Genomic DNA, 21,434 nt, shown 5'->3' on the forward strand with positions numbered 1-21,434 from the left:
TTTATATAGGGCCGGCGGGATCAAGACAGACACATCCCCACCACGACAGGGCCATCACGTTTTCTCATTCCGGAGCCCTCATGTTCTCGCCTAAATCCCGTTCCTTTTTGTTCAAAACTGCCTTGCTCGCAATGGCCTCACTGGTTGCGGCCGAGGCCCATGCCGCTGACAGGACGGCGGAGCCGCCTGCCGACGGCACAACGGCCGCGGCCGATCCGGTGGCGGCCAATGCCGGCGTCGAGGTCGTAACCGAAATCGTCGTGACCGGGGCGCGGGGCGCCAAAGCGCGCACCGTCGCCGACAGTCCGGTGCCGATCGACGTGCTGGGCGCCAGCCAGTTGAAAGCGACCGGCGCCACCGGCCTGAAGGATGTCCTGGGTTCGCTGATCCCGTCGTTCAGCCAGCCGGCGCAGGGCGGCGGCGGCACGTCGGCCAGTGTGCGGCCGATCGCCATTCGCGGCCTCAGTGGCGACTATTTGCTCGTTCTGGTCAACGGCAAGCGTCGCCATACCACGGCCCTGATCAACAACCTGTCGCGCGTCTCGGGTGGTTCGACTCCGGTCGATATCGACCTGATCCCGACCAATGCCATCGGCCATCTCGAGGTGCTGCGTGATGGCGCCGCGGCACAATATGGTTCGGATGCCATTTCGGGCGTTCTCAATATCATTCTCGACAAGGTGCCGGAAGGCGGCAGCTACAACGCCACGCTCGGCCAGACCTTCGATGGCGGCGGCCTGCTGTTCCAGCAGGGCCTGACCTGGGCCACGCCAATCGGTGACAAGGGCGGGTTTGTCCGTCTGTCGGGCGAAGCCAAGTACCATACGCCAGCCATCCGCGCGGTGCCGGTGACCACCAATGTCTATCCGCTACTGGCCGATGGCTCGCTCGATCCACGCGAGGCGACCAATGACCATATTGTCCAGGGCGGATATGGCCGCTCCAACCGCGATGCCATCCTCAACACCGCCCTGAATGCCGAGCTGCCGGTTAATGACACTCTGACCTTCTACACCTACGGCACCTACAGCTATCGCGGCATCAAGGACGCGCGCGGCGGCTATGCGGCGACCAGCGTGTCTTCCCTGCCGCAAATCTATCCGGACGGCTTTCAGGCCTACCGCCGCATCAAGGAAAACGACTTCCAGGTCTCCGCCGGCTTCCGTGGTGAACAGTGGGGCTGGAACTGGAATGCCTCGACCAGCGTGGGGCAGGACAATGTCTGGCTCGGCGCCGAGAATACGCTCAATCCGTCGCTTGGCCCCACGAGCAAGACGTCGTTCTTCATGGGGCGGCAGATTTCCAGCCTGTGGGTCAATAATCTCGATGTCGACCGCGATTTCAAGGTCGGTTTGAGCGGACCGCTGCAGGTGGCGCTGGGTGTCGAACAGCGTTGGGAACAGTTTGAAAACCAGGCGGGTGAACCGGACTCTTATCGCAATGGCGGCTATGTCATCCCCAGCGACGACACGCCGTTTGGCCTGCTCAATGGCGGCAAGCGCCCGCCCGCCGGTCTCGTTTCTTTCACCGGCACCACGCCGGACGACGCCACCAAGCTGTCACGCACCAATGTGGCGGCCTATGCCGATATCGGCGCCGATATCCTGAAGAACTGGTATGCTGGCGTGGCCGTGCGCGCCGAACATTATGACGACAGTGCCGGCGATACGGTCAGCGGCAAGTTTTCGACCCGCTACGAAATCTTCCCCGGTTTTGCCCTGCGCGGCGGCGTCAATTCCGGTTTCCGCGCGCCGTCCCTGGCCCAGACAGGTTTTTCGACCACGCAGAACACGACTTCGATCAATGCTGATGGCTCGATCTCCAGCTTCCAATCGAAATTTCTGCCGGTCAATTCAGCCCAGGCTAAGGCCCTGGGGGCTCAGCCGCTGCGTCCGGAAAAATCCCTCAGCTATACCTTCGGTGCCACCTATGAACGCGGGAGCGGCCGTCTGACGATCGACAGCTATCAGATCGAGATCGACGACCGGATCGTCAAGACCGAACAACTGACCGGATCGGCCGTCCAGGCCATTCTCGCCAGTTCGGGCTTCACTGATCTGTCCACAGCGCAGTACTTCACCAACGCTATCGATACCTATACCCGTGGCATCGACGTGGTGGGCGAATATACGTGGCGGACGGATCGCCTGGGATCATTCCACGGCACGGCGGCCTATAGCAGCAATACGTCGAAGATTCTGCACGTCATCGACAATCCGCCTGAGCTGGTGTCGCTCGGTTCCAGTTATGTCCTGTTCGGGCGTCAGGCACGTCAGGATCTGCTGGTGTCATCGCCGAAGGACAAGGTCATTCTGGGTGTCGACTGGTCGCTCAGCGCTTTCAAGACCAGCCTGAAGACAACCCGTTACGGTTATTATGTCGAATCCGGACCGGTCGCCTCGGCCGACCAAGCCTTCCCGGCGCGCTGGATCACCGATCTGGACATCAGCTACGCCGTCAACAACAGCCTGACCCTGTCGGCCGGCGCCAACAATCTCTTCAACGTCTATCCGAAAGAGCGCGCCGCCTCCGTGCTCTACCAGGGCTCCGGTCTCTACGGCTCTTTCTCCCCCTACGGCCTGATCGGCGGCTTCTACTATCTGCGTGCCTCTTACCGCTACTAAACCCAGCTAAAGAAAGGAAATGACCATGACCCAATCCGCACTGCGCAAGACCGATTTTCCGGTCGGCCAGCTTGATATCCGCCCCCTGCAACCGACCATCGGCGCCGAAATCCACGGCGTCGACCTAAGCCAGCCGATCAGCGATACCATTCGCGATGAGATCCGTGCCGCCATCCTGAAATACAAGGTCGTCTTCTTCCGCGACCAGGATCTGACCCACGACCAGCACGCCGCCTTCGCCGAACGTTTCGGGCCGCTCTATACGCATCCCAGCACGAAGCATGACGCCAAGATCACGCCGATCCACCAGATCAGCGCCGAAGATGCCAAGAAGTATATCGCCGACGCTACGCCAAAGGCCCTGCGAGATGCTTATCACACCGATACCAGCTGGCGTCTGGTGCCGACGTGGGGCGCGGTCCTGCGCGCGGTTGACCTGCCGGAATTGGGGGGTGATACCATCTGGGTCGATGCCGGGCTCGTCTATCGTAGCCTGCCCGATGATATCAAGGCGCGCCTCGAAGGTCGACTGGTGACGCACGATTTCCGCAGCGCTCTGGCGCGGGCCGGTCACGAATACCCCGTGGTTGCCCATCCGATCGTGCGCACGCACCGCGAGACCGGCGAAAAGCTCGTCTGGGTCAATTACAGCCAGCATCCGCAGATCCTACGGCTCGAACTGTCGGAGAGCCAGGAACTGCTCGATATAATCCTCGAACACTATAAGAACCCGGAATATCAGGTCCGCTTCTCGTGGGACAAGGGCTCGGTCGCCTTCTGGGACAACCGAGCCGCCGTCCACTATGCGGTCCGTAATTACGGCGATTATCCGCGCGTGCTTGAGCGCATTCTGATCGCCGACGAACCGCTCTACGCCGATCTGTAACCGCCTGTCCGGAAAGGTTTTTAACGTGAAAACACATATCAATTTGTCGAAGTCAAAAGTCTTGTCCGGATTGAAAGTCCTGCCCAGAATAAAAGTCTTGGCCGCCGCCGTTCTGCTGACGGCGGCGGTTACGCTTGCTGCCTGTTCGCCGAACGCTTCGAAGCCGGCCACCGGCGCGGTTGTGCTCAAGGTGGGCAATCAGAAGGGGACGACCCGCGCTCTGATGACAGCGTCTCACGCATTGGATGGCGCCCCTTACACGGTGGAATGGTCGGAATTTCCCGCCGCCCAGCACCTGTTGGAGGCCCTTAATGCGGGTGCGGTCGATGTCGGGCTTGTGGGGGATGCGCCCTACCTCTTTGCCTTCGCCAACGGCTCGCCACTGAAGGTGGTCTCGGCCATTGCCTATGGTGACGGCTCCAGCACGGCCATTGTGGTGCCGGCCAATTCGAAGGCGAAAAGCCTGTCTGATCTAAAGGGCAAGCGCATTGCTACGGGCAAGATATCGGTCGGGCATTATTTGTTGTTGCGGGCACTTGAGAAGGAAGGCCTGACGACAAAGGATGTGCAGATTGTCTTTCTGGCGCCGGCCGATGCCAAGGCCGCTTTCGCCTCCGGCAGTATCGACGCCTGGTCAACCTGGGCGCCCTTCCTGACGACCGCCACGCTGCAGGATCATGCCCGTGTGCTGGTCAGCGGCAAGGGCCTCATGACCAGCCATGCCTATCAGGTGGCGACACCGGCCGCCATCCACGACAAGACAGCGGCGCTGCAGGATTTCAATGCCCGGCTGACCAAGGCCTATGAATGGGGCAATGCTCATCCGCAAGACTATGCCGCCGCGCTCTCCAAGGACACCGGCCTCCCAATCGATGTCGCCGCTGCCATGCTGAAGCAGATCGCCCCCCATACGGTACCCTTGGATGCGTCCATTGTGGCGGAAGCCGACGGCGTGGTCGATCATCTGTCCAAGGCCAGCGATACGCCCCCGCAAAAACGCCCGATCGCTGACGCCTTCGCGACAGAATTCACATCCAGATAGAGCTCCTTCCATGTCGCATCCCATCATTCCCCTCGTACCCTCAGATACGGTCTGGTTGATCCGTGGACCCGGCACCGCTAAAAGCCTGTCCGACGGCCGGTTTGGACAGGTCTATGCCGCCCACGGCTACAAGGTTGCCATCCTTGAGGACAGTCGAGATCCCGCTGTCCGTGCGCAATATGCTTTGCACAATATCAAGACCCTGATCCGTGAAGGCGACAGTCTTCTGCCCTTGCAGTCGCGCGCGCGCAATCTCAGTCAAAAGGGAGATGACCATACGGTTGTGGTCGGGCTGAGCTGGGAGGCCGAGGATGCCAGATCGGTCCGGCCAATCACAGTTCACCGCAACCTTCTGAATGACCATCTGGAACTGGTGGCAACCTATCTGCAGACGGTATCGCCGTCGACGCATGAGGTAAATCTGGAGGAGGAGCGGGTATCAGCGCTGCAGGAACAGGCTGATTCATTGCTCGCGCAAGGGCTGATTGAAGCCGCCGTCGATGTGCGCAAGTGGATTGACTTCAGGCCTCTGCAAGCGGCCAGCACCATTCCCGCCGTAAAGGAGTTGGCGTGATGTGCAACTCAAGATCTTAGATCGTTGGCTTTGGTGGTACAACCCGCGCAAACTCGACCAGCGAAAAGCTGGTGGGCGCAGTGCTGGCGGAGGCGCGTGCGCTGGGTGCGCGCACGGAACTATTCGGTGGCTCGGTGCTGGGGCATTGCCACATCATGCGCGGGAACATCCGGAACGCAAAAAATCTCTCATATATGCATCAAATATATCTTTGTTGCACACGGTGGCTTTTACCTAGAGACAGCGGATTTCACCTAGATACAAACGTGAAGACGGCTTTCTTAAGGGACACATCCGTTGCAGAACGGAAGCCGAGCCGAGGCTTAAGACGAGGAGGATGACAGGCAGGGCTTTAATTCCACGCGTCGTCGCTGCCGATTGGTTCACCAGGCGGAACGGCTGGTTTGAAGCGGCCATCGCCCACAGCGGCCTTCAGAGCGTCCGTGTCGAGCAAGATCGCCGACAGGTTTTTCGCCCAGTCGACCTCGTCAGGGCTACCCTTGCGCGTTACCAGAGCATGCGCGGTTGCTTCGACCCGCGCCTTCAGGATTGCCGTCACATCCGGATCGGTGCCTGCCTGTCGGGATACCGCAGCGAGATTCATCAGGGTCTGGTAGGCGATGCGGCGTGCCAGGGCGTCGCTCTCCTTGCCGGGCATGGTTGCCGCCAGCAGCCGGTCGGTCAGTTCGGCCACGCCCAAGGCGTTCGGATCGGCGACGTGCTGCAGGTTGATACGGGCCAGACGGTCGGGGGCCAGTAGGGCGTTCAGGGTCACCTGAACGGCGACATCGGCGGCCGTCAGCGGATCGAATACCGGGCTGCCCGGCGTATCCATGACCTCGATATCGTACTGGCGATTGTCGCTGCCGTTGCGCGCCGCTGACAGGAGCGGCACCAGCCGGGCGGGTACACGCACCTGATCGGCGGACAGGGTATCGAGCAGGGCGCCAAGGGCGGCCCGCTGGGCGTCGGGCGTAACAGGGTGGGCGGCTTCGCGGCCATCGCCATTGACCGAATAGGCGAAATCGACGCCGCCGATCGCCTTAGCCGCCGCGGCGACCTCGTAACGGTGCAGCAGCCAGAGGGGCACGAACTTGCGCTTCAGCTCGGCGACCGGCTCGCCGGGGGTGAGGGCATTGAGGTCGAAGCGGTCGATGGCGACACGCCGGATACCCATCAGCCGCGTCAGCTCGGCTGTCGGATTGGCACCGTCATCCCACAGGCCGCCCCATGGCTGGCCCGTATTGCCGGCGCGGGCATTGTCGTCCTGGACATAGCGCAGGCCGGCACGAACAGTCGCCTGGGCGGCCTGCTTCGCCTCCGTGTCGCTTTGCGCGCCATAAAGCCAGGCAACGGTGGCCTTGTCCCATTTGCCAACACCGGTGCCATAGGCATCCGACAGGTCCGGTGCGCCATCGACCAGCTGGATGCGCGGCGGTGGATAATCCATCACCGATGCCCGGTCTTGAGTGCTTGCCGCGAAGTTATGGGCAAACCCCAGGGCATGACCAACCTCGTGCGCGCCCAGCTGGCGCAGGCGTTCCAGGGCGATGACAGCCGGATCGTTCGGGTCGCCCGTGCCCAGTTTGGCGGTGCCAACCAGGCCTTCGTACAGGATGATGTCCTGACGAGTCCGCAGGGAGCCGAGGACGACCATGCCCTTGACGATCTCGCCAGTGCGCGGATCGACGATTTCCTGGCCGTAGGACCAGCCGCGCGTCGCGCGATCGACCCAGTTGACCATGTTATAGCGCACATCCAGTGGATCTGCGCCCTCCGGCAGAAGCTTGACCTGGAAGGCGTCTATGAAGCCGGCCTCGTCAAACGCCTGCGCCCACCAGCCGATACCTTCCATCAGGGCTTTGCGGATATTTTCCGGCGCGTTGCGGTCGACATAAAAGACGATCGGCGTCTTTACACGCGAGCGCGCTGCCGACGGGTCGAGCTTTTCCAGGCGGAAGCGGTTGGCGAAGTCGTGGACAACGTCGGAGCCCAGTGGCGTTGAAAAATCGACGACCTGGGTTGAAAACCCGCCGATGCGATCATCGAATATGCGCGGCGCAAATCCCGGCGCTGGCAGTCGCACCAGTGAATGATGGACCAGAAAGCTGACCTGCTGGGACTGGGGCGCGATATTGGCAACCTCTTCGCCAGGTGTGTCTGAGGCATAGGTTTGCAGGGCATCGACTTCGATATTATCGGGGAAAACCTTCAGCGAACCCGGATCGGCGACGCTGAGATCTCCCTTGAGCTGAAAGTTGCGGCCGGCACCCTGTTTTGGATCCCCCGTGCCCATGGCGTCACCCGACTGGCCGAGAGACTCGGCAATACCCAGGGTATCGGTCGTCAAGAAACTGGAAATATCGACAGAATAGGTGCCGTCGGGCGTGGCGGCGGTGACATCGCCCATCCAGACAACGGAGGTGGCAAAGTCGGGGCTGCCTGCATCGGCCGGAGTGCCGGTCGTGCGGAAGCGGGGATTTTCGTAGACAATAGCCACCTTGCCGCCGATGCGGCGAAAGGCGAGGATCTGCGTATTGCCGACGCGTCCGCGATCGAGGAAGGTCGGCGCCGCGCCAAGCCCTGTGCGCAGGGCGTTGGCATACAGGAAGCGCGCGGAGACGCCGTCGGGACCGGGGGGCGGCAAGGTTAGCCAGATATGGCCGGCGGCCTTATCGACATGAACAGGCAGAAGGCCGGACAGGGCGGTCGAGCCCTCAAACGTCTTGTCGGGTGACTGGGCAGCAGGGCTACCGGCCCAGGCGGGCAGGGTTAGGCAGGCCCACGCTAAAACAGCTGCCGATATAGTGGTAACACGCATGGAAGCCCCCTTTGCCAAGGACGAGCCTATATCCGGGTTCGATGACGCGCAAGGGGTCAGCCAGGGCCTGAGCCTATCAGCTGGAACGTCTGAGCCAGCTCACCGGCCAAGGGGGGCTTGTGTCGGTCTTCGTCAGAAAAAGCCACATCGCAATGGTCAGCCCGATAACGCATAGGACAGCCATCAGGCTATAGCCCCTGGCCCCGCAGACCTCGAACACAAGGCCAGAGACTGCCATGCCGATGCCCGTCATGGTGCCGCTGGCATAGGCGGAGTTGATGGCCTGTCCCAGGCCTTCGAAGCCTGGCGGCACAAGCAGGAACACCAACTCCAGGCCGGCGAGGTAAACCGCAGCGAAGGTCAGTCCGTGCAGCACCTGCAAGGGCCATAGGAGCCACAGATCAACGGTGACCGACATCAGGCCCCAGCGCAGTATACCGGCGGCGGCCCCAAGGATGAGCAGGCGCCAAGGCCCCAGATGGTGGCGCAGGCGGCCGCCAAAGGTCAGGAACAGCAATTCGCTCAGGACGGCGAAGGCCCACAAATAACCGCATAGGGCCGGAGACAGGCCGGCCTTTTCCCAGATGAGGGTCGAGAAGGCATAATAGTAGCTGTGGGCGGCCTGCAGGCAGCCCAGGGAGATGATCAGCAGTACGAAAGACCGGTTTTTCAGGAGGGTTGCGAGCCGGCCCAGACTGGGGAGGTCGTTGCGGGCCAGAAGCTGAGGGTCCAGCCGTGAATGCGCGGGCAACAGGAAGCGGGCGCCCAGGCAGACACACAGGGCCGAGGCGACCATCCAGGCCAGGACGGCATTCACGCCGGCCAGTTGCAGCAGGTAGCCGAGGCAGATATTGGCAAAGATGAAGGCTGCCGAGCCGCTGGCCCTGACCCAGGCGAAGCTGAAACGGCCACTGCGGCCTAGCTGCATCGTCATGGCGTCTAGCAGCGGTGTGATGCTGGCGCTGGCGGTATAGCCAATGCTGAACAGGATCAGGAACAGCCAGAAGCGTTGCGTCTCAGTGCCCGTGACCAAACCCATCAATGCGAAGGCTACGGTGGTTGTCACCGCTAGCCAGAAAAGCGGTGTGCGATATTTGACAAACCGGTCAGCCCACAGGCCCGACAGGGGCCCTGTCAAGGCCCGGGCAATCAGGGGAACGGCGAGAATCCACCCGATCCGCTTCGCCGACATGCCACTATGGCTGAGCCAGGAGGGCAGGAACGGCAGGCTGGCGCCGGTTCCGGAACAGAGGAGGCCATAGAAAAGGGCTTGCCGCATCAGGAGACCAGTCTGGCGAGGCGGTTGTGCCGCCTCCGAAGGTCGCGGCATCCCGTGGGGCATGTCTTCACTGCTGACCCGTCTCACCTTGTCCACTCAACCCTCTGGCTCGGATTTAAATCCGATTATATTTTGAAGCTGAATGGCAATTTGGCTCAAATAACAAGTAAATTGTCAAGGTATTCGATATCTGGTGCATAATTAGTGTGATTTATAAGAGAATTACCAAAAGATAGCGTAGATCACCGTCAACAGGATGAGGACACCAAGAGCGGCCAGATTGAAGGCGCGGGAGGTCTTGAAATTTATACGGCTCAGGTCCACGACCGCGTCAGAAGCCGGTTCCTTTGTCAGTAGGGAAACGCCGACACAAGTGAACGAGGAAATCCAGAAGACCCAGCCGACCCGGTTGAGAAACGGCATGTCTGGCAGGTGAGTGACGGTCCATTCGGGGAGGGCGCCGCCGATTTCGGGGTGCTGATGGAGATGCGATACGGTGTAAAAGAGGCACGATATGACAAAGCCTGTGGCGATGGCTGAAAACGCCCCCGCAGTGGTGCAGCGTTTCCAGCACATTCCGAGCGTGAATATGACTACGATGCCTGGCGCGAAGAAGCCGGTCAGGCTCTGGCCGAACTGAAAGACCTGATCGAAGCTGCCCAGCAGCGGTTTGGCCACAACGATGGCTACGCCTAAGGCGGCGACGGCCGAAATCCGGCCAATGGAGACAAGAGTTCGGTCGGGCAGGTCGGGCGCCAGCGGCTTGACAATATCCATGGTGAATATGGTCGCGATCGAATTGATCTTGGACGCCGAGGACGCGACGATGGCCGCCACCAAGGCCGCAAAGACCAGGCCCAGGCATCCCGTTGGCAGAAGGGTCATCATGGTCGGGTAGGCCTGGTCGGAGCGGGCGATATCCGGCGCCAGCAGGAGCGCGGCCATGCCCGGCAGGACGACGATGACCGGCATCAACAGTTTGAGATAGGCGGCGAAGGCTATACCCTTCTGGGCTTCCGGCAGGGACTTGCCCGCCAGGGCGCGCTGGACGATGTACTGGTTAAAGCCCCAGTAGGACAGGTTCATGATCCACATGCCGCCGATGAGCACGGCGATGCCGGGCAAATCCTTGTAGTGCGGACTGGTTTTGGGCAGGATCAGGCGGAAATGTTCGGGAAAGCGGGTCATCAGGGTATCCATTCCCCTGGCCATGCCCAGGAGCGAGTTGTCGCCTCCGATCCGGCCAAGGGTAACGGCCAGGATAATAAGGCCGCCCAGGATCAAAAGGGATACTTGCACGACATCGGTCAGGGCCACTGCCTTCAACCCGCCGGAAATCTGATAGGTTAGAGCGAAGCCGCCAAGCAGCACCAGGGCCAGCATAGGGTCCATGCCGGTTACGGTTGTCACCGCGGTCCCGCCAAGCCACAGGATGGCCGTGAGGTTGACAAGGATATACTGGCCCAGCCAGAAGACGGCCATCAGGTAGCGTACGCTGGGTCCGAATCGTTGAGCCAGGAAACCGGGCATGGTCTGGCTACCGGTCGTGAAGAAAACCGGCAGAATGAACTTGCCGACGAGCAGAAGGGTGGCCGCCGACATCCACTCATAGGAGGCGACCGCCAGACCGATCCGGAAGCCCGAACCCGACATGCCAATGATCTGCTCGGCGGAAATGTTTGCGGCGATAAGCGAGGCACCTATGGCCCACCAGGGCAACTGGTTGCCGGCAAAGAAATAGCCCCCGGGGCTGGCACTCAGACGAGGGCCGCGGCTGGAGACCCACTGCGCCAGGCCGAAAATGGCGAGTGCGTAAAAGAGGGTGATAGCCATATCGACAGGTGACAGGAAATTGGACGTCATCATGCCTCCCCTGTGCCGCCGCCAAGCCCCGGGCGCGTTTATATGCCCAAGCTACCCGTTCGTAATGTGTCGGGCCCAACACGTCCAGATGGCGCGACGGCTTATTGCCCCGCCATTTGCCGATCCGGAAATTTAATCGCATTTATGGGTGAGTGGGTGCCGCTGTCAACGCATTCAGCATCGTTCGGAAGCAGGGGTTTTGTGTGAAATCTCAAACGAATTTCACGTTGTGCATGAAACACGTGTCGCATCAGTCGATAAAAATAAATCGTACAATTCTTCTTGCTTTGAACATTAAGTGTGATTTAATTGCGAAGAGCTTTAAGAGGTGCCGTCCCGCGAGGGCTGCCTTGTAGCGGTTGCCGCCTAAGGTTCCTGAAGGGTTTCAGTCTCCCTGGCCCCTTCTTAACTCGGCCATTGTCGATTCGGTCACAGCCGTGTGTAGTGTCGTTTCAAGCCGCTAACACCGTGCGGATAGAGACGACACTATGCACGGCTTTTTTCCGTCCACTGCCCGGGGTATGAGGGAGTAAATGCGCTGGAGAGTTGGAGATACGATGCCAAACAGGAGATACATCTGGCTTCTGGCGCTTGTTCTGACTTTTGCGCCAATCCCGAAAGGCCTATTGGCCGAACCAGCGCCCGCGGCGTCAAAAGCGGTAAGTGTAGAGATACGCCCGCGCTGGGACACGCCGGGGAAGCCCTTTGAGGGCTGGGGCACGGCTCTGGCCTGGTTTGCCAATGTGACTGGCAAGTTGCCGCCGGCGCAACGTGAACATTTGGCCGACCTGCTTTATGGGGCGGATGGCCTGGGCTGGAATATAGCCCGCTATAATATCGGTGGCGGTAATGCGCCCGAAGCCACGCCTTACCTGCGTCTGGGAGCGGACATTCAAGGCTTCTGGCGCCGCCCTCCCGGCGTTACGGGCACTGACTGGTGGGCACCCGATGATCCCGCCCAGTGGAACTGGTCAGCCGATGCCGGTCAGCGCTGGTGGCTGGACGCCGTTCGTACACGCGTGCCGCAAAAGGATCAGATCTTCGAGGCCTTCTCTAATTCGCCGCCCTATTTCATGACAGTCAGTGGCCTGGTCTCTGGTAATGACAGTGGGCTCGATGACAATCTACGGCCGGGCTATGAAGACAGGTTCGCCGATTACCTGGTTCGGGTGACCCTCGAACTTGAGCGGCGTCACCATATCCATTTCCGTACGCTGTCGCCAGTCAATGAACCCAATACATCCTACTGGTATGCCGCCAATACCCAAGAGGGCGCGCATTGGTCGCCCGCAACCCAGTCCCTGGTCCTGAAGGCGGTACATAAGGCGCTTGTCGGCCAAGGAGCCGATACGGAAATCTCCGCGATGGACGAAACCAACGCGCTTACCTTCGTTCAGGATTGGGCGGGCCTGGACGAGGCGGCGAGGGACGTTATCGGTCAGCTTAACGCGCACAGCTACGATACGACCGGCAAGACAGCGGTGCGTGACATTGCGCGCGCGACTGGCAAGCGGTTGTGGATGTCGGAGGTCGATCTGACGCCACCCGGTGTCCGGCAGGATTTTGGCGATATGCGCCCGGCGATTACCCTTGGCGAGCAGATCGTCAGCGACATCAATCGCCTGCAACCTCAGGCCTGGGTGCTGTGGCAGGCGGTCGAGCGCGAAACCATGGAAGCGGGCAAGGGCTCGAACTGGGGGCTGATCAAGCTCGATTTCGCCAATACGGCCGACCCGGCGATCAACGTCACGGTTAAATATGCCGCCATGGCCAATTTCTCACGCTATATCCGGCCGGGCGCTCGGTTCCTGCCGGTGGACGATACCGATACGGTTGTGGCCGTGCGGCCGGACGGAAACTCATTCGTGGTGGTTCACGTCAACCCGGGGCTTTATGAGCGCCGCCTCGATATCCATTTCCCCGCAGCGAAGACCGGCTATCGGGTAACCCGGATCGTGACCGACAAGGACCATCGAGGTGAGGTGACCGCTACGGGAGCGCTTGACGCCGAAGGGTTGTCGGCGCCGCCCTTGTCGGTCACCACCTTCATCGTTTCCGCGCAGCCGTGACGAGTGGCTTGCGTTGCGCGACTGCCGAGCCCATAACAGGTGGCAAGGGAGCGGTGTTTGCCATGACTGAGACTGAAAAAGATCCGGATCTGGACGGATTTACCGACGCGACCTATGCGGAGGCCGTATCGCATGGGCGGCTGCATGGCACACTGGCGCACCGGCTGGCCGTTGATATCCTGAACGGTGTGTACAGGCCCGGTGATACCCTGCCATTCCAGCTCGATTCCAGTGAAGCGCTGAACATTTCGCGCACGCCTTATCGCGAGGCGCTTAAAATCCTCGCGGCCAAGGGCTTTGTCGACAGCCGCCCCAAGCGCGGTACCCGCGTGCGCGAACGGACGGACTGGAACCTGCTCGATCCAGAGGTCATGGGGTGGATGTTCGAAACCACACCCACGGTGGAATTCATCAATGGCCTTTTCGAGCTGCGGCTGATCAACGAGCCGGCGGCGGCCGAACTTGCCGCGGAGCGCCGCACGCCCGACGAGGTCGAGCGTATGCGTCACGCACTGGAAGTCATGCGTATCGAGACCCTGGCCACCGAGTCTGGCCGGCTGGCTGATATCGATTTTCACAAGACCCTGCTGATCGCGACGCGCAACGAGGTGCTGATTTCGCTGAATAGCTCGATCGCCGCAGCGATTGCCTGGTCGACGCGTCTGAAATCGACTGACCCGAAGGACTCGCGCAGCAGTTGGCAGGATCATGCGCGCGTCTTTGAGGCCATAGAGGCGGGGGATGGTCGTGCGGCCCGCTGGTCGATGGAGACCCTGGTGCGTCTGGCGCTCGAAGATACCCGCCGTTCGCAAAAGCGTCGTGAAAACCAAATGGACGAGTAGTCGTCTATTTCAAAATAAATCACATTTTATAATTGCCGTTTTCATATTGTGTGATAATTCATGGCATCACAGATGCGGCTGCATTTGTCCGACATGTAGAAAAGTATCTGAGTTTTATGTGGATGGTGGCGCCTGCGGGCATGCGCCTTTCTGATTGTCCGGATAACTGAAGGCGGCTGAGAAAAATTAATCGCATTAATTTTGTGCGGTGCAAGGCAGGAGAAGTGAGACATGGGCAAGCGGATCGATCAGACGCGGCGGAATTTCCTGACCATGGTTGGCAGCACGGGTGCGGTGATCGCTCTGTCGGGCGCGGGCACGACCCAGGCGGCCACATCGCGTTTTACGGTGGTGAACGATCAGTTCATGCTTGATGGCAAGCCATTCCAGATCCTGGCCGGGGAAATGCACTATCCCCGCATCCCGCGCGAATATTGGCGCGACCGTTTGCGCAAGTTGAAATCACTCGGTCTCAATACGCTTACCACCTACGTCTTCTGGAACGCTCACGAGCCATCGCCGGGTGTGTTCGATTTCAGCGGCAATCTCGATATCGTCGCCTATATCAAAATGGCGCAGGAAGAGGGGTTGTGGGTCAATCTGCGTCCTGGGCCTTACGTCTGCGCCGAGTGGGATAGCGGTGGATTGCCCGCCTGGCTGTTTCCGGAAGAGACCGGCATCGCCCGCACCAGCGATCCTAAATTCATCGAACCTATGAAGGCCTGGTTCAAGCGCCTGGGGCAGGAACTGGTGCCGCTGCTGATCGATAATGGCGGGCCGGTCATCCTGACCCAGATCGAAAACGAATATGGCGCCTTCGGCGCTGACCATGACTATATGCGCCAGGTAATGGAAGCCGAGCGCGATGCGGGCTTCTCGGGCCTGCTCTATACCGCCGATCCGTCACAATTCGTCGCTAACGGCTCGCTGCCGGGGATCGTCGCCGGCATTAATTTCGGCACCAATTACAAGGCCGAGGAAGAGTTCGCGGCACGGGCAAAGGTGCGGTCCGATGGGCCGTTCTTTAATTCCGAGCTTTGGGGCGGTTGGTATGACGCCTTTGGCGACCTGCACACCACCATGGAAATTCCGCCGCTGATCGACAGTCTGAAATGGATGCTCGATCGCAAGATGTCGATCAGCTTCTATATGCTACATGGCGGCACCTCATTTGGATGGTATGCGGGTGCCAACTGGGATTCGAAAGGCTATAGCGCGGATATTTCCAGCTATGATTACGATGCTATCCTGGATGAAGCCGGCCGGCCAACGCCGAAATATGAGGCGGTGAAAGCCCTGTTCCAGAACTACCTGCCGGCTGCAGCCTTCGCGCCACTGCCGGCGGCCGAGGTGCCGGTCATCGTGCCGCGTTTCCGCTTAACGGAGGCAGCGCCATTAGAGCCGCTATTCAGCAAGCCCGTACAAACCTCATCGCCGAAGTCTCTGGACGTGCTGGGTCAGATGCATGGCCTGATGGTTTATCGCCACCACGCTGCGAAGGCCCTGTCGGGGGATTTGAGCTTTGCGGATGTGCGCGATTACGCTCTGATCCGGGTCAATGGCGAGACGGTGGCCACGCTCGATCGGCGCCTGAAGGAAAAATCGGTTCGGATCGATGTACCTAAGGGGGGCGTGTTGGAAATCTGGGTCGATACCCACGGCCATTGCAATTACGGCAAGAATATCGGCCGCGACCAGAAGGGCCTGATCGGTACGGCCAGCCTGAATGGGGTGCCGCTTGAAGGCTGGGAACAGTCTGGCGCGGCCTTTGACGATATCTCCGGGCTGAAATTTACATCAAAGCCCGCGAAGGGACCGGCCTTTTATCGCGGGACATTTGAGGTTGCGGCCAATACCGCCACGCCAGGCTTTACTTTTCTTGATATGCGCGGCTGGGGTAAGGGCTGTGTCTTTGTCAACGGGTATAACCTTGGCCGTTACTGGTCGGTGGGGCCGCAGCGCGCAATGTTCGTTCCGGGGCCCTGGTTGAAGCCGGGGGTAAATGAGGTGGTTGTGCTCGACCTGCACGAGGTCGGCGAGCGTACCATCGCCGGCGGGCCCAACGAGATCTGGGATTTGCCGGGTCTCGTTAAGGCCTGACTTCGAATCGGATTCGGTACCGAAGGGCCGGGTGCTATTTCAGCGTCAAATTAATCGGCTTTAAAATCGCAACGTCATTGAAATTTGTAAGACTAAATGACGTCTTGTGTTCCAGCAATGACCAGGTGGCATAGCCGCCAGGCTGGGACGCGCGTTGACTTCGATTGCCAAAAAAATATCACAATACAATCAATTATATGTAATTCTACTTTTGCATAAGGCTGGGAAAAGTCGTTATTGAAATATTGGTGTTACATAATTGATACGATAGCCTCTCATCAGCCTTTTTTTATAAATCTGATTTGAAAATAAAATCATATTGTCTTACAAATCCCCTCAACCGGCGCGTTGACGCCGACAAAGAAAAAGGAGGGAATTTATGAAGTCCAAGATCAGATTACTTGCGTCCGCATCCATCGTCCTGATGATGGCCAGTGGCGCCGCTTTTGCGCAGGATGCAGGCCAGGCCCCGGCAGCCGCCACAACCGATCAGTCCGCGACAGACAAGACCAGCGACAAGGCGGACGAAAAAATCGATCCCACGGTCGTTGTGGTTAAAGGCTATCGCGCCAGCTTGCGCTCTGCCCAAGCGATCAAGCGCCGCTCCGATTCTATCGTTGACGCGGTCGTCGCAGAAGATATCGGCAAGCTGCCGGATGTGAACGCCGCTGAATCGCTGGCGCGCCTGCCGGGCATCCAGATTGTTCACGGCAGCGATGAAGGCAGCGGTGTGCTGGTGCGTGGCCTGCCTGACGTGGCGACTACCGTCAACGGGCGGGATATCTCAACCGCCGAACTGCGTCGCGTCCAGCTGCAGGATTTCCCATCCGGCGCGCTCGCCGGCATGGAAGTTTACAAGTCCGGCTCGGCTGATCTGCTGGAACCGGGTCTGGCTGGTCTGATCAATGTGCGTACCCGCCGGCCGTTCGATTTCACCGGCTTTGAAATCGATGGCGCCATCCGCGAGACCTATAACGACCAGAACGACAAGTTCAACACAAACGGAAACGTCCTGATCACCGATCGCTGGTCGACCAGCCATGGCGATATCGGAGCGCTGTTGAATCTGTCCTACACCGAGCAGGATTTCCGTAACGCTGTTCGCTGGGCGGATGGTTATATTGCGTCGGCCACAGTTGACGGCCAGACGATCCGTTATCCGAATTCCGTCGGCGTCTATATGGATACCGGTCACCGCTGGCGGCCGTCGGCCAATGCCACGCTGCAATGGAAGCCGAACGATCAGGTTGAAGTCTATGCTGACCTGCTGTGGCAGGCCTACCGTGCTGAGCATTGGAATGACTGGGCACAGGCGCCGCTGTGGAATGGTACGAAAAGCAATGTCGTGCTCCAGGAAGGGACCGATCAGGTCCTGAGCATGACGAACACGGGTGGCGACCCGATCCTGTTCTATCGTTCGACCGGTTTTGACCGTACTGATACGCAGCAGATCGCGGTGGGCGGCAGCTGGACTAACGGCAGGCTGAAGCTCTCCACCGATCTGGCCTATACCAACAGTTTGTATGAGAGCTCCTCGTGGAGCCTCGACTCAGCGATCAAGCAGTCATATCCGATCGATGTCAACTTCGTCTCAGATGGCGGCACGGCCTGGAATGCCGTTGGTCTCGATGTATCTGATCCCAGCCAATATATCTGGCGCGGCTATTACGAGAGCATCTACAAGGTCGGCGGCAACGGCATCCAGTGGCGCGGCGATGCGGTCTATGACACAGACTGGGGTATCTTCAAGCAGATCAAAGCGGGCTTGCGTTATTCGGACCGCAATGCCTTCCTCGAAAGCAATTCCCGTTATGGATGGGTCTTACCGCTCGCCATTCCGTTCGACTCCATCGGCGTGGGGGACCTGTCTCTGACTCAGGATACCTTCCGTGGTGGCGAGCAGGGCTTCCGCAACTATCTGCAACCGTCACGCGCCGGTATTGTTGACAATATCTCGACCCTTCTGGCCGACACCCGTGCGGCCCTGGCAGAAATGGGTGATACGGGTGGCGTTGCGAACTGGCAAGCCGACCTGATGCCCTATGTTTCGGGTTTCAGAGCGAAGGAAGCCACCCGTACTGGCTATCTGCAAGGACGGTATGAAACCCATTTCTTCAACTCGGATGTTGACGGGAATATCGGTATCCGTGTCGTCAATACGATGTCCAAAAATTTTGGTGTTTCCAGCATCACCTGGAACGACGTTACCACGGTTACCAATAACTCCCTGACGCAGAACTACATTGATGTCCTGCCGAACGTCAGCATGCGTCTGAAGCCGACCAGTGATATGCAGATTCGTCTGGGCATCACCAAAACGCGTACACGCCCTGACTTCAGTCAGCTCAACCCAACTTTGAGCATTGGGCAGAACAAGGGCGAAGACGCGGACCTTTATGATGCAAAAGGGTCCACAGGTAATATGGATCTGAAGCCGCTAACCTCGACTAATTATGACATTACCTGGGAATACTATCCATCAGGTAATACGTCGGCGAGTGTGGCGGTGTTCTATCATGACCTGTGGGGCTTTATCAGCAACTACAACATAGTGGTCCAAGATCCGACCTATGGTACAATGCTCATCAACCGACCGGAAAACGCGGGTAGTGGCAAGATCAAGGGCGTGGAAGTTGCCGGTCAAACCTTCCTCGACTTCCTGCCAGGCGTCTGGAATGGTTTCGGTGTTCAGGCGAACCTGACCTATATCGATGCCTATAACGAACTGCCGGACACCTTCGGCACCGCTGGACAGATGGTGAAGATTCCGGGCGTGTCCAATTGGAGCTATAACCTGGCCCTGTTCTACGAAAAGGGTAAGATCTCCACACGTCTGTCCTATAACGGCCGCTCGCGCTGGATCAACTCTTACGACAACCGTAGCGGTGCCTGGGAAGGTGAAGGCACGGAGTCTGTAAATCGTCTGGACTACTCGTTCAGCTATTCGCCGAACGATACCTATACGATTAACTTCGATGCTTCGAATATCCTGGCTCAGCCGTTCCATAACTTCCATGAGTACGAAGGCGGCAAGCAGTTCGTCCGCGATATCCGTGACGAAGGCCGCTACTATGGCCTGTCGCTGCGGTTCAAGTACAAATGATTGAGGAGGGGCCGTCTTCGGACGGCTCCGGCCATGAGCTGAGTTCAAGCTTCTGGGGCCGGTCCAGTCGGATGCGGCCCCATCGATATTATACAGGTGTCCTTCGATGAGAACGCGCAACTCCTTCGCCATCACGCTCTCCGTGCTGACCGGTTTGCTTGGTCTGTGGTCGAGTGCCGCTTGCGCCGAACCCAAAAAACCGGACACCATCCTCTATGGTGTCGCCTATTACGACGAATACACGCCGGTCGATCGTGTCGAGGAAGACGCGCGCATGATGAAGGCGGCGGGTATTTCGGTGGTTCGTATCGCCGAATCCACCTGGGGCACGCTTGAGCCTAAAGACGGCACTTTCGATTTCAGCCATATTGATCGCACGCTCGCTGCCATGAGCAGGCAGGGCATCAAGGTCATTGTCGGCACGCCGACCTATGCCGTGCCGACCTGGCTTGTCCGCGAGCATCCCAATGTGCTGGCCATCACCCCGCAGGGCCCGAACAGATATGGCCCGCGCCAGAACATGGATATCACCGATCCGGATTACCGCCGGGCGTCAGAGCGGGTGATTATCGCGCTGATCGACCACGTGAAGGACAATCCAGCGGTCATCGGCTATCAGGTCGATAACGAGACCAAGGCCTATAATACCAGCGGCCCGAATGTGCAGGCCGGCTTCGTGGCGCATATGAAGCAGGCATATCCGAACCTCGACGATCTGAACAAGGCGTTTGGGCTCGACTACTGGAGCAACCGGATCAATAGCTGGGAGGATTTTCCCTCGGTAAATGGCTCCATCAATGCCAGCCTTTCCAATGCCTTCGCCGAATACCAGCGTGGTCTGGTCACAGACTTCTTGACGTGGCAGGCAGGGCTGGTGCGCCTGCATGCCCGGCCGGACCAGTTCATCACGCAGAATTTCGACCTCGGCTGGCGCGGCTATTCCTATGGCATCCAGCCGGAGGTCAATCACTGGGAAGCGGCCAAGCCGCTCGATATCGCCGGTATCGATATCTATCACCCCAGCCAGGACAAGCTGACAGGCACTGAAATTGCCTTCGGCGGCGATGTCACACGCTCGATGAAGAATGGCCAAAACTATCTGGTGCTGGAAACCGAGGCGCAAGGCTTCCCGGACTGGACGCCCTATCCGGGGCAACTGCGGCTCCAGGCGTTCAGCCATCTGGCATCGGGCGCCGACATGGTGGAATACTGGCACTGGGCCACGACCGCCAATGCCATCGAAACCTACTGGCGCGGGCTGCTCTCTCAGGATTATCAGCCGAATGCGACCTACGAGGAGGCCAAGACCATCGGCGCCGATTTCAGGCGCCTGGGGCCAAAGCTCGTGCATATGCGCAAGCATAACAAGGTTGCGATCTATGTCAGCAATACAGCGCTCAGCGGCTTTGATGCCTTTCGGATGAATGCCGAGGGCAAGAGCATCGGGTATAACGATGTGCTGCGGCCCTTCTACGATTCCCTGTATCGCCAGAATGTCGAGGTCGATATCCTGTCGCCGTCATCAACCACGCCGCTGGACGATTATCAGTTAATCATCGTGCCGGCGCTCTACGCCGCCAGCGATGCCGAAATCGACCGCTTGAACGCCTTTGCCAAAAAAGGCGGGCATCTCGTCTACACCTTCAAAAGCGGTTTCTCGGATGAGAACACCAAGGTGCGCTATGAGAGTCAGCCCGGCCATATCGCCGAGGCCGCCGGCATAAAATACAACCAGTTCACAATACCGGACAATGTGTCGCTCGAAGGCGATCCGTTCGGCGTAGGCGAGGCGGATAACAAGGCGCGTTGGTGGATGGAATTTGTGACGCCGACCACGGCCAAGGTGGTGGCGCGTTATAAGCACGCCTCATGGCCAGACTATGCCGCCGTGACGCGCAATCAGTACGGCAAGGGGCAGGTAACCTATATCGGCTTCATGCCCACCGATGCCCTGATCGACAAGATCATGGCGCAGGAAGTCCTGGGCGCGGACGTAGCTGATCGTTCGTCAGGGGCGCGCTTCCCGATTATTGTGCGTTCCGGCACTTTGCAGAATGGCCACAGCGTCCATTATGTCCTGAACTATTCCGCGACGCCGCAAACCCTGTCCTACCAGTTCGCCGCCGGCAAGGAGCTTTTGTCAGGTGCCGGCGTGGCGGCCAACACGGACTTGGGCCTTGAGCCCTGGGGCATCAAAATCATTGAAGAAAACAAATAATAACTGGAGGAAA

The 21,434-nt window shown here is 59.2% G+C and carries 12 protein-coding genes; 9 read left to right on the top strand and 3 right to left on the bottom strand.

All coding sequences use genetic code 11. From position 1 onward, the window contains the following. The first annotated feature begins 131 nt into the window (after positions 1 to 131). From QM647_RS15415 to QM647_RS15430, 4 genes are all read left to right on the top strand, one after another. The gene (locus tag QM647_RS15415; protein WP_414996433.1) at positions 132 to 2,624 is read left to right on the top strand and encodes a TonB-dependent receptor plug domain-containing protein; all 2,493 of its coding nucleotides are present in this window, start codon (positions 132 to 134) and stop codon (positions 2,622 to 2,624) included. Positions 2,625 to 2,649: 25 nt separating this feature from the next. Beyond that, the gene (locus QM647_RS15420; RefSeq protein WP_414996434.1) at positions 2,650 to 3,510 is read left to right on the top strand and encodes a TauD/TfdA dioxygenase family protein; all 861 of its coding nucleotides are present in this window, start codon (positions 2,650 to 2,652) and stop codon (positions 3,508 to 3,510) included. Between the two features lie 97 nt (positions 3,511 to 3,607). Further along, positions 3,608 to 4,552: an ABC transporter substrate-binding protein gene (locus tag QM647_RS15425; protein WP_414996435.1), complete on the top strand. Its 945-nt coding sequence runs from the start codon at positions 3,608 to 3,610 to the stop codon at positions 4,550 to 4,552. Positions 4,553 to 4,562: 10 nt separating this feature from the next. After that, positions 4,563 to 5,126: a hypothetical protein gene (locus tag QM647_RS15430; protein WP_414996436.1), complete on the top strand. Its 564-nt coding sequence runs from the start codon at positions 4,563 to 4,565 to the stop codon at positions 5,124 to 5,126. 352 nt (positions 5,127 to 5,478) lie between these two features. Here the strand turns inward: QM647_RS15430 and QM647_RS15435 are convergent, their stop codons facing one another. From QM647_RS15435 to QM647_RS15445, 3 genes are all read right to left on the bottom strand, one after another. Then, the gene (locus tag QM647_RS15435) at positions 5,479 to 7,947 is read right to left on the bottom strand and encodes a zinc-dependent metalloprotease (protein WP_414996437.1); all 2,469 of its coding nucleotides are present in this window, start codon (positions 7,945 to 7,947) and stop codon (positions 5,479 to 5,481) included. A gap of 76 nt (positions 7,948 to 8,023) precedes the next feature. Continuing rightward, positions 8,024 to 9,226 carry an MFS transporter gene (locus tag QM647_RS15440; RefSeq protein WP_414996438.1) on the bottom strand — a complete coding sequence of 401 codons (1,203 nt, stop codon included), beginning with the start codon at positions 9,224 to 9,226 and terminating at the stop codon, positions 8,024 to 8,026. A gap of 222 nt (positions 9,227 to 9,448) precedes the next feature. Beyond that, positions 9,449 to 11,092 carry a sodium:solute symporter family transporter gene (locus QM647_RS15445; RefSeq protein WP_414996439.1) on the bottom strand — a complete coding sequence of 548 codons (1,644 nt, stop codon included), beginning with the start codon at positions 11,090 to 11,092 and terminating at the stop codon, positions 9,449 to 9,451. A 623-nt stretch (positions 11,093 to 11,715) separates the two neighbouring features. Between QM647_RS15445 and QM647_RS15450 the strand changes: the two genes are divergently transcribed. From QM647_RS15450 to QM647_RS15470, 5 genes are all read left to right on the top strand, one after another. After that, positions 11,716 to 13,158 carry a glycoside hydrolase gene (locus QM647_RS15450; protein WP_414996440.1) on the top strand — a complete coding sequence of 481 codons (1,443 nt, stop codon included), beginning with the start codon at positions 11,716 to 11,718 and terminating at the stop codon, positions 13,156 to 13,158. Between the two features lie 62 nt (positions 13,159 to 13,220). Next, the gene (locus QM647_RS15455; RefSeq protein ID WP_414996441.1) at positions 13,221 to 14,000 is read left to right on the top strand and encodes a FadR/GntR family transcriptional regulator; all 780 of its coding nucleotides are present in this window, start codon (positions 13,221 to 13,223) and stop codon (positions 13,998 to 14,000) included. A gap of 231 nt (positions 14,001 to 14,231) precedes the next feature. Next, positions 14,232 to 16,100 (top strand): beta-galactosidase, encoded by a 1,869-nt coding sequence (locus QM647_RS15460; protein ID WP_414996442.1) that lies wholly within the window; start codon positions 14,232 to 14,234, stop codon positions 16,098 to 16,100. A 379-nt stretch (positions 16,101 to 16,479) separates the two neighbouring features. Continuing rightward, complete coding sequence (locus tag QM647_RS15465; protein WP_414996443.1) at positions 16,480 to 19,203, top strand: TonB-dependent receptor; 2,724 nt, start codon at positions 16,480 to 16,482, stop codon at positions 19,201 to 19,203. A gap of 106 nt (positions 19,204 to 19,309) precedes the next feature. Then, the gene (locus tag QM647_RS15470) at positions 19,310 to 21,421 is read left to right on the top strand and encodes a beta-galactosidase (RefSeq protein ID WP_414996444.1); all 2,112 of its coding nucleotides are present in this window, start codon (positions 19,310 to 19,312) and stop codon (positions 21,419 to 21,421) included. Positions 21,422 to 21,434 lie beyond the last annotated feature (13 nt).

This window comes from Asticcacaulis sp. (assembly GCF_047605585.1).
Taxonomy (GTDB): Bacteria; Pseudomonadota; Alphaproteobacteria; order Caulobacterales; family Caulobacteraceae; genus Asticcacaulis.

Bases quoted from the DNA above. Each gene is read 5' to 3' on its own strand.
- QM647_RS15445 (WP_414996439.1), bottom strand. From the start codon at position 11,092: ATGATGACGTCCAATTTCCTGTCACCTGTCGATATGGCTATCACCCTC.
- QM647_RS15455 (WP_414996441.1), top strand. From the start codon at position 13,221: ATGACTGAGACTGAAAAAGATCCGGATCTGGACGGATTTACCGACGCG.
- QM647_RS15435 (WP_414996437.1), bottom strand. From the start codon at position 7,947: ATGCGTGTTACCACTATATCGGCAGCTGTTTTAGCGTGGGCCTGCCTA.
- QM647_RS15460 (WP_414996442.1), top strand. From the start codon at position 14,232: ATGGGCAAGCGGATCGATCAGACGCGGCGGAATTTCCTGACCATGGTT.
- QM647_RS15420 (WP_414996434.1), top strand. From the start codon at position 2,650: ATGACCCAATCCGCACTGCGCAAGACCGATTTTCCGGTCGGCCAGCTT.
- QM647_RS15465 (WP_414996443.1), top strand. From the start codon at position 16,480: ATGAAGTCCAAGATCAGATTACTTGCGTCCGCATCCATCGTCCTGATG.
- QM647_RS15415 (WP_414996433.1), top strand. From the start codon at position 132: ATGGCCTCACTGGTTGCGGCCGAGGCCCATGCCGCTGACAGGACGGCG.
- QM647_RS15430 (WP_414996436.1), top strand. From the start codon at position 4,563: ATGTCGCATCCCATCATTCCCCTCGTACCCTCAGATACGGTCTGGTTG.
- QM647_RS15440 (WP_414996438.1), bottom strand. From the start codon at position 9,226: ATGCGGCAAGCCCTTTTCTATGGCCTCCTCTGTTCCGGAACCGGCGCC.
- QM647_RS15470 (WP_414996444.1), top strand. From the start codon at position 19,310: ATGAGAACGCGCAACTCCTTCGCCATCACGCTCTCCGTGCTGACCGGT.